Consider the following 13,854-nt stretch of genomic DNA (forward strand, 5'->3'; position numbering starts at 1 on the left):
GAATCCATGGATGACCGGTCACCGCTTCTGCGGTAAATTCCCCGTCAATCAGGGGGCTGGACGACATTCAGGTTATGGCGACGCAAATGCAACCGTCACTGGCAGGGCTGTCCGGCATGGCCCGGCGCCTGGTGTCCGAAGGGGTGCTCCCCGAGCCGGACGTGCGCAAGGCGGTACTCGACTCCGCCCAGGCCAAGACCACGCTCACCGCCTGGCTGCTCGACCACGGCCTGATCGACAGCAGCCGGCTCACCCAGCTCGCCTCGGCCGAGTTCGGCATGCCGGCGATGGACGTCTCCTCGCTGCAGACCTCCAGCATGCCGCTGAATCTCATCAGCGAAGCGCTGATCAACAAGCACCACGCCCTGCCCCTGTTCCGCCGCGGCAAGCGCCTGTTCGTCGGCATCGCCGACCCGATGCAGTCGCATGCGCTGGACGAGATCAAGTTCCACTCCAACTGCATGGTGGAACCGATCCTGGTCGAGCGGGCCCAGCTGCACCGGGTGATCGAGACCGCGCTCAGCGCGATGAGCGCCAGCGTGCCGGACCTCGGCGGCGACGATCTCGACGAGCTGGCGCTGGAAGCCGGCGACGACGACGGCGACACCACCGGCATCGACGCCAACGCGAACGACGACGCCCCGGTGGTGAAGTTCGTCAACAAGATCCTGGTCGACGCGATCAAGCGCGGCGCCTCGGACATCCACTTCGAACCGTTCGAAACTAACTACCGCGTGCGCCTGCGCATGGACGGCATGCTGCGCGCGGTGGCCAGCCCGCCGATGAAGCTGTCCACGCGCATCTCCTCGCGCCTGAAGGTGATGGCCGGCCTGGACATCGCCGAGCGCCGCGTGCCGCAGGACGGACGCATCAAGCTCAATCTTTCCAAGAGCCGCTCGGTCGACTTCCGCGTGAGCACGCTGCCCACGCTGTTCGGCGAGAAGATCGTGCTGCGTATCCTGGACGCCTCCACCGCCAAACTGGGCATCGACAAGCTCGGCTACGAGGAAATCCAGAAGCAGCTCTACGTCGAGGCCATCCACAAGCCCTACGGCATGGTGCTGGTCACCGGCCCCACCGGCTCCGGTAAAACGGTGTCGCTGTATACGGCGCTGAATATCCTCAACACCAACGAGCGCAATATCTCCACGGTGGAAGACCCGGTCGAAATCCGCGTCGAGGGCATCAACCAGGTCCAGCAGAACACCAAGCGCGGCATGACCTTCGCCGCGGCCCTGCGCTCCTTCCTGCGCCAGGATCCGGACGTGATCATGGTCGGCGAAATCCGCGACCTGGAAACCGCCGAGATCGCCATCAAGGCCGCGCAGACCGGCCACATGGTGCTGTCCACCCTGCATACCAACGACGCGCCGCAGACCATCTCGCGCCTGATGAACATGGGCATCGCGCCCTACAACATCACCTCGTCGGTCACCCTGGTGATCGCCCAGCGCCTGGCCCGCCGCCTGCACGACTGCAAGAAGCCGCTGGACCTGCCGGCGGCCACCCTGCTCGCCGCCGGCTTCACCCAGGAAGAGATCGACGCCGGCCTGACCCTGTACGAAGCGGTCGGCTGCGACAACTGCAACGAAGGCTACAAGGGCCGCGTGGGCATCTATCAGGTGATGCCCATGCTCGAGGAGATCCAGAAGATCGTGCTGCAGGGCGGCAACGCCATGCAGATCGCCGAGGTGGCGCGCGGCGCCGGCATCAACGATCTGCGCGCGTCGGCCCTGCTGAAAGCCAAGCAGGGCGTGACCAGCCTGGCCGAGATCGACCGCGTCACCAAGGACTGACGCGGCTCCTGCGACGGCCTGAGACGCCGCCCGCATTGGAGTTGCGTGCCAAGGCACGGATTGCCTGAGAGATTTGCCATAAGCTGCAACAAATTTGCCGCCGGCCCCTGGCCGGCAAGCTCGAAGGGGGAGTTTCCGCATGGCCACAGCAATCACGGCAGCCAAAGACGCTCGCGCCCGCGGCGCCCAACGCGCCGCCGTCAGCCAGTTGACCATGTACGACTGGATGGCGCTGGACAAACGCGGCAAGCGCATGAAGGGCGAAATGCCGGCGAAGAACGCGTCGCTGGTGAAGGCCGAGCTGCGCCGCCAGGGCATGAATCCGCAGACAGTACGCGAGAAGTCCAAGCCGATGTTTGGCGCCGCCGGCAGCAAGGTCAAGCCGCGCGATGTGGCCATCTTCAGCCGGCAGATCGCCACCATGATGGCCTCCGGCGTCCCGATGGTGCAGTCCTTCGAGATCATCGCCGATGGTCAGAAGAACATCCGCTTCAAGAACATGCTTGTCGATGTAAAGCAGGGCATTGAGGGCGGCTCGGCACTGCACGAGGCGCTGGCCAAATACCCCGTCGAATTCGACGAGCTCTACCGCAACCTGGTGCATGCCGGTGAATCCGCCGGTGTGCTCGACACGGTGCTGGACACCGTGGCGACCTACAAGGAGCGGATGGAAGGCATCAAGAGCAAGATCAAGAAGGCCTTGTTCTACCCCGTGATGGTTCTGGCGGTCGCGCTGCTGGTCAGCATGATCCTCCTGTTGTTCGTGGTGCCGGTGTTCCAGCAGACCTTCAAGGACGCAGGCGCGGAACTGCCTGCTCCGACCCAGATCGTGATCTCCGCTTCGCAGTTCATGCAGAGCTACTGGTATGTGGTGATCGGCGTCATGGTCGGCAGTATCGTTGCTCTGGTGATGGCCAAGAACCGTTCGACGGCCGTGGCACACTTCCTCGATCGCCTGATGCTGCGGCTACCGGTCATCGGCAACATCCTCCGCCAGTCCGCCATCGCCCGCTTCGCCCGCACCCTCGGCGTCACCTTCCGCGCCGGCGTGCCCCTGGTCGAGGCGATGGACGCCGTGGCCGGCGCCACCGGCAGCATCGTCTACGGCGACGCGGTCCGGCAGATGCGCGACGACGTCGCGGTCGGCCACCAGCTGCAGCTGGCCATGCGCCAGACCGGCCTGTTCCCGAACATGGTGGTGCAGATGACCGCCATCGGCGAGGAATCCGGCGCCCTGGACAACATGCTGTTCAAGGTGGCCGAGTTCTACGAGGAAGAGGTCAACAACGCGGTCGACACCCTGTCCACCCTGCTCGAGCCGCTGATCATGGTGATCCTCGGCGTGCTGGTGGGCGGCATGGTGGTGTCGCTGTACCTGCCGATCTTCAAGCTCGCGGGCACCGTGTAAGCTTCCGTATCCGAGCCCCTCTCCCACTGGGAGGGGGGCTTTTTTTATAGCTATCGAGACCACGCATGCCTGAGCTTCCCCTGTGGGCCTGGATCACCGTGGCAGGCGTGCTCGGCCTGCTGGTGGGCAGCTTTCTCAACGTGGTGATCCTGCGCCTGCCCGAGCGCATGGAAGCGGCGTGGCGCGAACAGGCGCTGGACACGCTCAAGCCCCCCCCCGATGAAGCAACGCCCCCGCCGCCCGGCATCGTGCGCGAACCCTCGCACTGCCCCAAGTGCAAGCACCGCCTGTCGGTGTTCGACAACGTCCCGCTGTTCGGCTGGCTGCTGCTGCGCGGGCGCTGCCGCTACTGCAAGGAGCCGATCTCGATCCAATACCCGCTGGTGGAACTGCTGAGCGGCGTGCTCTGCGCCATCGTGGTGTGGAAGTTCGGCCCCACCCTGCCGGCGCTGGCCGGCCTGGCCTTCACCTGGCTGCTGATCGCGCTGGCCGGCATCGACTTCCGCACCCAGTACCTGCCAGACGAACTCAACTACCCGCTGCTGTGGATCGGCCTGCTGCTCAGCCTGCTGCCGATGTTCGTCACGCCCACCGCCGCGATCATCGGCGCGGCGATCGGCTACCTCAGCCTGTGGAGCGTGTACTGGCTGTTCAAGCTCGCCACCGGCAAGGAAGGCATGGGCTACGGCGACTTCAAGATGCTGGCCGCCATGGGCGCCTGGATGGGCGCCGGCGCGCTGCTGCCGATCGTGCTGCTGTCCTCGCTGGTGGGCACGGTGATCGGCGGCTCGCTGATCCTGCTGCGCCGGCACAAGGCCGAGGTGCCGATCCCGTTCGGCCCGTTCATCGCCATGGCCGGCTGGCTGTGGTTCGTGGCCGGCGACTGGATGCTGCACACCTATATGCAGGTCACCGGACTGCGGTGAACGCGCCGCGCCCTTACGTCGTCGCCCTCACCGGCGGCATCGCCTCCGGCAAGAGCGCGGTGGCGCGGCGCTTCGAGGCGCTGGGCATCATGGTCTACGACGCCGACGTGGCCGCGCGGGAAGTGGTCAAGCCCGGCAGCGAAGGCCTGGCAGCCATCGTGCAGACCTTCGGCGCCGGCGTACTCGACAGCGAAGGGCAGCTGGACCGCGCCGCCATGCGCCGCCGCGTATTCGCCGACGACATGGCCCGCCGCCAGCTCGAAGCCATCACCCACCCGCGCGTGCGCAGCTGGCTGCGCGAACGCGCCGGCGCCGATCACGGCCCGTACTGCCTGCTGGCGATTCCGCTGCTGGCGGAAAACATCGCGCATTACCGCTGGGTCGACCGCGTGCTGGCGGTGGACAGCACCGAAGCCGCGCAGCTGGAACGGCTGATGCGCCGCGATGGCATCGACGAGGCGCTGGCCCGCCGCATGATCGAACGCCAGGCGCGCCGCGAGGAACGCCTCGCCATCGCCGACGACGTGATCGCCAATACCGGCGAAGAAGCCGCGCTGGATGCCGAAGTGGCCGCCCTGCACCAGCACTATCTGGCGCTGGCCAAGGCCAGGACCTGAGCGCGCTTCAGCCGCCCCAGAAGCCGCGGATGCCCGCGATGCCCTGCCCGCCCGACGTGCGCGCCTGCTGCACGTCCGCCTGATTCATGCCGCCAAGCGCGTAGACCGGCAGTGCCGCCGTCTCGGCCAGTGCCGCGAAAGCGGCCCAGCCAAGCGCAGGCAATTCCGGATGGGTCGCGGTGACGGCCACCGGCGACACCGTCGCGAAATCTGCACCCAGCGCCAGCGCGCGCGCCAGTTCGGCGGCATCGTGGCAGCTCGCGCCGACGGGCTGGTTCCAGGACAAGGGCCGTTCGCTGCCACTCAGCTGCGCGGCCTTCAATTGCACGCCGACCCCCAGGGCCAGTGCGCCTTCTATATCGCCGTTGAGCAGCAGCCGCGCACCGCGGCTGCGCGCTTCCGGCAGCAACTGCCCGGCCAGCGCCCTCACCTGCTCGATCGGCCACAGCGGCAGGCGCAGTTGCAGCAGCCGCTCGCCGCGGGCCAGGGCGTCGCGCAGCATGGCGGCGCAGGCGTCATGCGCTGCGGGCGGCAGATCCGCCGGCGTGATCGGATAACGATGCGGCAGGCGCAAGGCCTGCAGGATGGCGCGATCGGCCGGCGCCAGCAGCGCCAGGTCGACCGCATCGGGATCGGCCCACTGCAGCGCGGTGTGCTCCAGCGGCCGCGGCTCGCTGTCCCAGCGCCGCACCACCCAGGCATCCAGCAGCAGGCGCTTGGCGCCATAGGCCCAGGGCACCCGCGTCAGCGGCTCGCCCGGGCTGATCGCGATGCCCAGCTCTTCGGCCAGCTCGCGCGCCAGCCCGTCGCCGGCCGCTTCGCCCGGCTCCAGCTTGCCGCCGGGAAACTCCCACGCGCCGGCCAGGTGCTTGCCCGGCGGCCGCTGCGCCAGCAGCACACGTCCCGCCGGGTCGACCAGGACGCCGGCCATGACGTGGATGGCGCCGCTGGCGCTGCTATCGGGGGGAATGGGGCTCAAATGCTGCTGCGGACGTACTCGACCATGTCGAAGTCGTAGGCGTGGTCGGCGTCTTTCTTGTGGTGGGTGCGGCTGAGTTCGGTCCAGTCGCTGAAATGCACGCCGGGGAAGAAGGTATCCGCGCCGTCCACCGCCGCGTTCACCCAGGTCAGGAACAGCCGCTGCGCCTTGGGCAGCGCGGCCTTATAGACCTCGCCACCGCCGATCACCATCAACCCGGTGCCGCCGGCGCGGGCCAGGCCCTCTTCCAGCGAACGCACGGTGACCTGGCCCGGGAACGGCGCTTCGTGCTTGCGCGTCAGCACCAGGTTGGTCCGGCCCGGCAGGGCGCGGCCGACCGACACCGCCGTGTTGTAACCCATCAGCACGAACTTGCCGAGCGTGAGCTCCTTGAACCAGCGCAGGTCGTCCGGCAGGTGCCAGGGCAGCTGGCCCTTGCGGCCGATGGCAGAGTTCTCGTCGAGCGCGGCGATGAGCGAAATGGCCATGAAGACTCCAGATGAGCGAACCGTATGGGGACGCACGGGCGGCCATATGGGGGTCGGCGCGCGCTAGCCGCGCATTGTACTCACGAACACCGCCGGGGCGGTGGCTGCCGCCCCGGCGTAATTCAGACCGCGACCGGCGCCTTGATGGCCGGGTGCGGGGTGTAGCCCTCGATGGCCACGTCCTCGAAGCGGAAGTCTTCCAGCGTGCGCACGTCCGGGTTCAGCCGCAGCGTGGGCAGCGGGCGCGGCTCGCGGGTCAGCTGCAGGCGGGCCTGCTCGACGTGGTTGCTGTACAGGTGGGCGTCGCCCAGCACGTGCACGAAGTCGCCCACGCCCAGGCCGCAGACCTGCGCCACCATGTGGGTGAGCAGCGCATAGCTGGCGATATTGAACGGCACGCCCAGGAAGATATCGCCCGAGCGCTGGTACAGCTGGCAGCTCAGCCGCCCGTCGGCCACGTAGAACTGGAACATGGTGTGGCACGGCATCAGCGCCATGCGCGGCAGCTCGCCCACGTTCCAGGCGTTGACGATCAGCCGGCGCGAATCCGGATTGCGGCGGATCTCCTCCACCACCCAGCGGATCTGATCCACCGTGCCGCCGTCGGCCGTGCGCCAGGCGCGCCACTGCTCGCCGTAGACCGGGCCGAGCTCGCCGTTCGGGTCGGCCCATTCGTCCCAGATGCTGACGCCATGTTCCTTCAGGTAGGCGATGTTGGTATCGCCGCGCAGGAACCAGATCAGCTCGTGGATGATCGACTTCAGGTGCAGCTTCTTGGTGGTGACCAGCGGAAAACCTTCGCGCAGATCGAAGCGCATCTGCCAGCCGAACACGCTGCGCGTGCCGGTGCCGGTGCGGTCAGCCTTGATCGTGCCGTGCTCCAGCACGTGGCGCAGCAGGTCGAGATAAGCGCGCATGGTTACTCCTTCGCCGGCATCGCCACGGTATACGGACGCAGCGTCGGCGCCTTGCGGGACATGAAGATCAGCACCAGGCCCACCAGGATGAGCGGCAGCGACAGCACCTGCCCCATGGTGAGCCAGCCGAAAGCGAGATAGCCGAGCTGCGGATCCGGCAGGCGCACGAATTCCACCGCGAAGCGGAAGCAGCCGTACAGCAGCGCGAACAGGCCCGAGATCAGATAGCGTGGCCGCGGCTTGAGCGACACCAGCCACAGCACTGTGAACAGCACCACGCCTTCCAGCAGCATCTCGTACAGCTGCGAGGGGTGGCGCGGCAGGCGGTCCGGCGCGTTGGGGAAGATCATCGCCCACGGCACGTCGCCGGGCTTGCCCCACAGCTCGCCGTTGATGAAGTTACCGAGGCGGCCCAGGCCCAGCCCGATCGGCACGATCGGCGCCACGAAATCCACCGTGTCGAAGAACGCGACCTGGTGCCGGCGCGACCACCACAGCCCCGCGGCGAGCACGCCGAGCAGGCCGCCGTGGAAGCTCATGCCGCCGTCCCATACGCGGAACAGCGCCACCGGGTCGGTCCAAATCCAATGGATGTTGGTATAGAACAGCATGTAGCCGATGCGGCCACCCGCGATCACGCCCATCATCGCGTAGAACAGCAGGTCGCCCAGCGCGTCGCGCGTCACCGGCAGACGGCCATGGCGGCGGCGGTATTCGGCCAGCAGCCAGGCGCCGAAGAAGCCGCCCAGGTACATCAGGCCATACCAGTGGATCGGGAAGGAACCGAGGCGGAAGGCCACGGGGTCGATGGCGACGGTATAGGGCAGCGACATGAGTCCGATCGGGGAAGCCGGCAAAGTCCAAGTGTAGCGACACCGGCACCGCTGCCGACAGGCAGGGTCGACGGCCGTGCCCGCTTGGCTATACTCGGCCGCGAACGCGATGCGGGCCCGGGGAGGCGCCCGCACGCCGCGCCGCCGGAAAGCGGCATGCGTCGCAGCGTTCGGCACGGTGGGGGTGTTGCTCCCAGCCACCGGCCCGGCAAGGGAGCCACCAAACAGGGGAAAATACATGTCGCTTCATTTCGCGCGGACTGCGCTGTCCGTGCTTTGCCTGCTCGCGCCCGCGGCCGCCTTGGCTGCCGACCTGATCCCGGTCGAGGACTTCGCCCGCCATCCGCAGATCTCCATGCCGCGCCTGTCGCCCGACGGCAAGTACGTGGCCGTGCGCGTGGATACCGACGACGGCGACAACCACGCGCTGATGGTCTACCAGGTCAGCGACATGAGTAACCCCGTGAGCATGCTGCGCATGCCCAAGTACGAGCTGCCGACCAGCATCGTCTGGGTCAGCCCCACCCGCCTGGTGATCGAGAAGGGCAAGCAGTTCGGCTCGATCGACAAGCCCCTGTCCACCGGCGAGATCATCGCCACCGACTTCAACGGCAAGAACCAGGACTACCTCTACGGCTACGACAGCAAGGCCGGCAGCCGCTCCGCCACGCGCGGCACCGACCGCGGCTGGGGTTCCATCGACGGCCTGCCCGAGCGCGCCAACGGCCATTTCTACATGGGCGCGCAGGACTGGGACGTGCAGAACCAGAGCTCGCTCTACGACGTCAACGCGCAGAAGAACACGCGCCAGCTGATCGGCGACATCGGCGTGGGCGACATGACCTTCATGACCGGCGCCGACGGCCTGGCCCACTTCGCCTACGGCCGCGACGAGAACTACAACTTCGTCGTGTTCCACCGCGAGAACAATGCCTGGGCCAAGCTTGGCAGCCAGGCCACCGGCGCCAGCTTCGCGCCGATCAGCTTCGCGCCGGACCGCCAGCGCATCTACGCCAGCTTCAGCGCCGACGGCGGCCCCGGCAAGCTGGTCGAGCAGGACGAGAACGGCGGCGGCCGCCACGACCTGGCCAAGGACGACTTCGGCAGCATCGGCACCCTGCAGTGGACCGCCCTGCCCAACCAGCCGTTCGCGGCCACCCCGATGACCGGCCTGCCCAAGCCGATCTACATCGACCCGAACCTGCCGGCGGCCAAGCTGCACATGGCGCTGAGCCAGAAATTCCCCGGCCAGGTGGTGGACTTCATCAACTACAGCGAAGACGGCAGCCAGCTGCTGTTCTCGGTCAGCAGCGACCGCGACCCGGGCTCGTACATGCTGATCGACACGCAGACCTTCAAAGTGCGCAAGCTGTTCGCCGCCGCGCCGTGGATCGACCCGAGCAAGATGGCCGAGCGCCGCCCGGTGCGCTTCAAGGCCAGCGACGGCCTGGAACTGGAAGCGATCCTGACCTTCCCCAAGGACTCCAAGGAAGCCAACCTGCCGATGGTGCTGGTGCCGCACGGCGGCCCGCACGACGTGCAGGACACCTGGTTCTACGACGACGACGCGCAGTTCCTGGCCAGCCGCGGCTACCTGGTGCTGCAGGTGAACTACCGCGGCTCCGGCGGGCGCGGCGCGAACTTCAAGGAGGCCGGTTACCTCAAGTGGGGCACGCGCATCCAGCAGGACCTGATCGACGGCGTGAAGTGGGCGATCGAAGAGCGCTATGCCGACCCCTCGCGCATCTGCGTCTACGGCGGCAGCTTCGGCGGCTACTCGGCCATGATGGCCACCATCCGCGCGCCGGGCCTGTTCAAGTGCGCGGTCGGCTACGCCGGCATCTACGACCTGGACATGATGTACAACAAGGGCGATATCGGCTCCAACAAGCGCGGCCGCAACTATCTGCGCACGGTGATCGGCAAGAACGACGCCGACCTGGCCGCCAACTCCCCCGACAAGCTGGCCGACAAGATCGACGTGCCGGTGCTGCTGGTGCACGGCGAGGACGACCAGCGCGCCCCGTTCGCCCAGGCCAAGGCCATGCGCGCCGCGCTCGAAGCCGCGCACAAGCCGTACCAGTGGCTGTCCAAGCCCGGCGAGGGCCACGGCTTCTACACCGAGAAGAACAACATCGAGTTCTACAACACGCTGCAGTCCTTCCTGGACAAGTACATCGGTCCGAAGGCCGATGTGGCCAGCAAATAGCTGTCGCGGAACTGACGAACGCAAGACCCTGGAAAGGGCGCCACGGCGCCCTTTCCTCGTTTTGGCCCGGTCCAAACCGAGCATCTGCAATTACTTACGAAGACAAAGCTGACGCGACAGTAAGGTTGCAGGAAGCCGTCACCTTGTTTTAACTTCGGGCTTACATCGCCTGCTCCCCGGCTTCGGCGATGCCACGGCACGTCCACTCCCCCCGTGGGACGCGCCATTCCAGATATCCAGGCGACCAGTGCTAAGTAGCTGGCGGCTGGCTATTTTTTGTTCGGAGTTCCTATAACAATGAAACAAAAGACCCTGCTGGCTACCGCCATCGCCGCAGCGCTCCTGCTGCAGACCTGGTCCATCGCCGCCCAGGACGCCCCCGCTCCCGCCGCCGACCAGTCCAAGGCCAAGAGCCTGGACACCATCACGGTCACTGGCTCGCGCATCCGCAGCGTGGACGTCGAGACCTCGCAGCCGATCTTCACCATGGACCGCCAGGCGATCCAGTCGACCGGCCTGACCAACGTCAACGACATCCTGGCCCGCATGCCGTCCGCCGGCACGCCGGACATCACCCCGCAGGACACGCTGTCGTCGGGCGCCGACGTCGGCGGCCGCTACGTGAACATCCGCAACCTGGGTTCGACCCGCACCCTGGTGCTGGTCAACGGCCGCCGCTGGAGCACCAGCCTGGGTGGCCTGACCGACCTGTCGACCATCCCGGTCTCGATGATCGAGCGCATCGAAGTGCTGAAGGACGGCGCGTCCTCGGTCTACGGTTCGGACGCCATCGGCGGCGTGGTGAACATCATCACCCGCGACCGCTTCGAAGGCGCCGAAGTCAACGCCTACTATGGCCAGAACGAGAAGGGCGACGGCCAGCAGAAGAACGTCGACTTCACCTGGGGCCACAACACCGAGAACAACTCGCTGATCCTCGGCGCTGCCTACCAGGACAGCAAGCCGATGTGGAACCGCGACCGCGCCGAAACGCGCTACTCCAACAGCCCGCGCCATATCGACGACAGCCTGGGCGGCGGTCCGTGGGGCCGCGTGACCAACCCGGCCGACGGCCAGGACTACATCCTCAACCGCGGCGGCAATCCGGCGAACTTCGCCGACTACCACCCCTTCACCGGTGCCCCGGCCGACCTGTACAACACGCAGGCCGACATGACCTTCCGCGCCGGCACCAAGCTGAAGAACCTGTTCCTGCAGGACCGCTACAAGCTCACCGATAACGTGACCCTGCGCGGTTCGGCCAGCTACAGCGTGCGCGACACCGAGAGCCAGCTGTCCGGCTACCCGCTGCAGACCGGCAACACCGGCCTGTATATCGACCCGAACAACGCCTACAACCCGTTCCCGGGCGAGAAGACCAGCTTCTACCGCCGCACCGTCGAGCAGCCGCGCGACACCTGGAGCAAGTCCAAGCTCGCGCACATCGACATCGGCGCCGAAGGCTTCTTCAACTTCCTCGGCCACGAGTGGAACTGGGACGCCACCTACACCTACTCGCAGACCAAGCTGCGCCAGACCTCGTCCGGCAACTTCTACCTGCCGAACGCGCAGAAGGCGCTGGGCCCGACCACGATCGTCGACGGCCAGGTCGCCTGCGCCAGCGCCGCCGACCGCGCCGCCGGCTGCGTGCCGTGGAATGTGCTGGCCGGTCCGGGCGGCACGCCCGCCTCGGTGTGGAACTACATCAACTACATCGGCACCGCGCGCCAGACCAGCAAGACCGACGACTTCAGCGCCAACCTCACCGGCGGCCTGTTCGACCTGCCGGCCGGCACGGTCAGCATCGCCGGCGGCATCGAGCACCGCGGCGAGAAGGGCAGCTTCCGTCCCGACGCGGGCGACTCGGCCGGCCTGACCACCAACCTGGCCAGCAACCCGACCAACGGCGCCTACATCGTCAACGAGGCCTACCTCGAACTCGACGTGCCGCTGCTGCGCGACCTGCCGGGTGCGCAGGAGCTGGGCGTGAACGTGGCCAGCCGCTACTCGCACTACAGCAACTTCGGCAGCACCACCAACAACAAGTACAGCTTCCGCTGGCGCCCGTTCGAGGACCTGCTGGTCCGCGGCACCTACGCCGAAGGCTTCCGTGCGCCGACCATCGACAACCTCTATGCCGGTAGCGGCCAGAGCTTCGAGAAGTTCGTCGATCCGTGCGACACCGTGTTCGGCGCCGCTGCCAGCAGCGCCACCGTGGCTTCGCGCTGCGCCGCCGCCGGCGTGCCGGCGAACTATCGCCAGATCGACAACGGCACCGGCCAGCCGATCACCAGCAACACCGGTGGCCAGACGCCGACGCCCTTCATCTCGGGCTCCAATCCGAACCTGAAGCCGGAGCAGTCGATCACCCGCACGATCGGCTTCGTGTACAGCCCGCACTACGTGTCCGGCCTGGACTTCACCGTGGATTACTACAACATCTACGTGAAGAACATCATTACCTCGGTCACCGCGTCGAGCATCCTGAACTACTGCTACGTGCAGAACGATTCGTCCTTCTGCGACCGCTTCAACCGCGGCGCCAGCGGCGTGATCACCAACCTCAACGAGAGCCTGTCCAACCTGGGCACGCTGAAGACCGAGGGCTACGACGTCGGTATCCACTACCGCCTGCCGCAGACCAGCTTCGGCACCTTCCGCATCGCCTCGGACAACACCTACCTGACCAAGTACGAGACGGTCAGCGGCCCCGGCGCGCCGGCGGTGAATGCGGTCGGCTTCATGACCGACGGCGCCGGCAACCTCAACGGCGGCATCACCGGCCTGTACCGCCTGCGCTCGAACCTGCAGCTGGACTGGGACTACAAGCAGTTCGGCGCGAGCTGGACGGTGCGTTACTTCTCCGGCCTGAAGGACAGCTGCTACACCTCGACGGTGGAGTGCAACATGCCGACCTACGTGGCCCCGGGCCTGGTGGGCGTGGGCGTGAGCCGCAAGGGTTCGCTGGCATTCAACGATGCGCAGGTGCGTTATACGGCGCCGTGGAAGGGTGTGTTCACGGTTGGCGTGAACAACATCTTCAACAAGAAGAGCCCCTACTACTACAACGTGACGAATTTCGGCAGCGGCAGCCCGCCGTACAATCCGGCGTTCGATATCGATCGTTATTTCTACGTGTCGTATAACCAGAAGTTCTGATCGCTTAGGCGACGGGAATTTTGTTTTGTGGGGGGTGGGCCTTCGGGTCCACCCCTTTTTTGTTTTGGCGCGCGGGGCGCTCGTCATCCCGGCGTAGGCCGGGATCCGGTAACGGTATCGTTCGATTTTCGCGTGGCCGCGACTTGGCCGCTTATGCAGCGGGCATTCCGGACGCCTGCCGGCGCCCGGGTCACTTTCTCTTTGCTGGCTCAAAGAGAAAGTAACCAAAGAGAAATAGCCTCAGAGCAACTGCTCGCGACGCGACTAGAAGGAGCGGTGGGCGGCTGCGGTAACTTGATTAACCTGGGTCGACACGAAACGACTGTGCGTTTACGTAGCGGGTGCTTCAACGTGCCGTGGCGAAGAGGATGTTCAAGGAGCGAGGCCAGCTTTGGCTCTTCGCTCCTATATGCGACGCCGCCCCAGTCCGCCGTATCGACGTAGGTTGGGGTGAGCCGCAGGCGAACCCCAACACTCGCACCTTCACGCGCCTCGCCACGTTGGGGTTCGCCTGCGGCTCAC

Annotated in this window: 10 protein-coding genes; 6 read left to right on the forward strand and 4 right to left on the reverse strand. The window is 66.6% G+C overall.

Translation table 11 applies throughout. The features are described 5' to 3' along the window. Window positions 1-74 precede the first annotated feature (74 nt). The 4 genes from pilB to coaE all read left to right on the forward strand — a co-directional run bounded on the left by pilB (window position 75) and on the right by coaE (window position 4,747). Window positions 75-1,796 (forward strand): type IV-A pilus assembly ATPase PilB, encoded by a 1,722-nt coding sequence (gene pilB, locus KK141_RS16615; RefSeq protein WP_214572247.1) that lies wholly within the window; start codon window positions 75-77, stop codon window positions 1,794-1,796. A 139-nt stretch (window positions 1,797-1,935) separates the two neighbouring features. Continuing rightward, entirely contained in the window at window positions 1,936-3,204 is a 1,269-nt protein-coding gene (locus KK141_RS16620) for a type II secretion system F family protein (protein WP_214572248.1), read from the forward strand. 65 nt (window positions 3,205-3,269) lie between these two features. After that, window positions 3,270-4,130 carry an A24 family peptidase gene (locus KK141_RS16625; protein WP_214572249.1) on the forward strand — a complete coding sequence of 287 codons (861 nt, stop codon included), beginning with the start codon at window positions 3,270-3,272 and terminating at the stop codon, window positions 4,128-4,130. After that, entirely contained in the window at window positions 4,127-4,747 is a 621-nt protein-coding gene (gene coaE / locus KK141_RS16630; RefSeq protein WP_214572250.1) for a dephospho-CoA kinase, read from the forward strand. Before KK141_RS16625 ends, coaE begins: the two co-directional genes overlap by 4 nt. Window positions 4,748-4,754: 7 nt before the next feature. On the opposite strand, the gene KK141_RS16635 is transcribed toward coaE, so the two are convergent. The 4 genes from KK141_RS16635 to lgt form a co-directional block, all read right to left on the reverse strand. Continuing rightward, on the reverse strand, window positions 4,755-5,726 hold the full coding sequence (locus KK141_RS16635; protein ID WP_250901816.1) for a Nudix family hydrolase: 972 nt from the start codon (window positions 5,724-5,726) through the stop codon (window positions 4,755-4,757). Beyond that, complete coding sequence (locus KK141_RS16640) at window positions 5,723-6,214, reverse strand: dihydrofolate reductase (RefSeq protein ID WP_167252254.1); 492 nt, start codon at window positions 6,212-6,214, stop codon at window positions 5,723-5,725. The genes KK141_RS16635 and KK141_RS16640 overlap by 4 nt, the downstream gene beginning before the upstream one ends. Window positions 6,215-6,336: 122 nt before the next feature. Beyond that, window positions 6,337-7,131, reverse strand: coding sequence for a thymidylate synthase (locus KK141_RS16645; protein ID WP_214572251.1), 795 nt, complete (start codon window positions 7,129-7,131; stop codon window positions 6,337-6,339). A gap of 2 nt (window positions 7,132-7,133) precedes the next feature. Next, a complete protein-coding gene (gene lgt / locus KK141_RS16650) occupies window positions 7,134-7,964 on the reverse strand; it encodes a prolipoprotein diacylglyceryl transferase (RefSeq protein ID WP_214572252.1) in 831 nt (276 codons plus the stop codon). Window positions 7,965-8,202: 238 nt separating this feature from the next. Here lgt and KK141_RS16655 point away from each other — a divergent pair, with 238 nt between their 5' ends. Together KK141_RS16655 and KK141_RS16660 are read left to right on the forward strand one after the other, a co-directional pair. Continuing rightward, window positions 8,203-10,173, forward strand: a complete 1,971-nt coding sequence (locus tag KK141_RS16655) for a prolyl oligopeptidase family serine peptidase (protein ID WP_214572253.1) — start codon at window positions 8,203-8,205, stop codon at window positions 10,171-10,173. Window positions 10,174-10,470: 297 nt separating this feature from the next. Beyond that, window positions 10,471-13,332 carry a TonB-dependent receptor gene (locus KK141_RS16660; RefSeq protein ID WP_214572254.1) on the forward strand — a complete coding sequence of 954 codons (2,862 nt, stop codon included), beginning with the start codon at window positions 10,471-10,473 and terminating at the stop codon, window positions 13,330-13,332. Window positions 13,333-13,854: the final 522 nt, after the last annotated feature.

Origin of the sequence: Dyella sp. LX-66 (genome assembly GCF_018599165.1) — a bacterium.
Classification (GTDB): Bacteria; Pseudomonadota; Gammaproteobacteria; order Xanthomonadales; family Rhodanobacteraceae; genus Dyella_D; species Dyella_D marensis.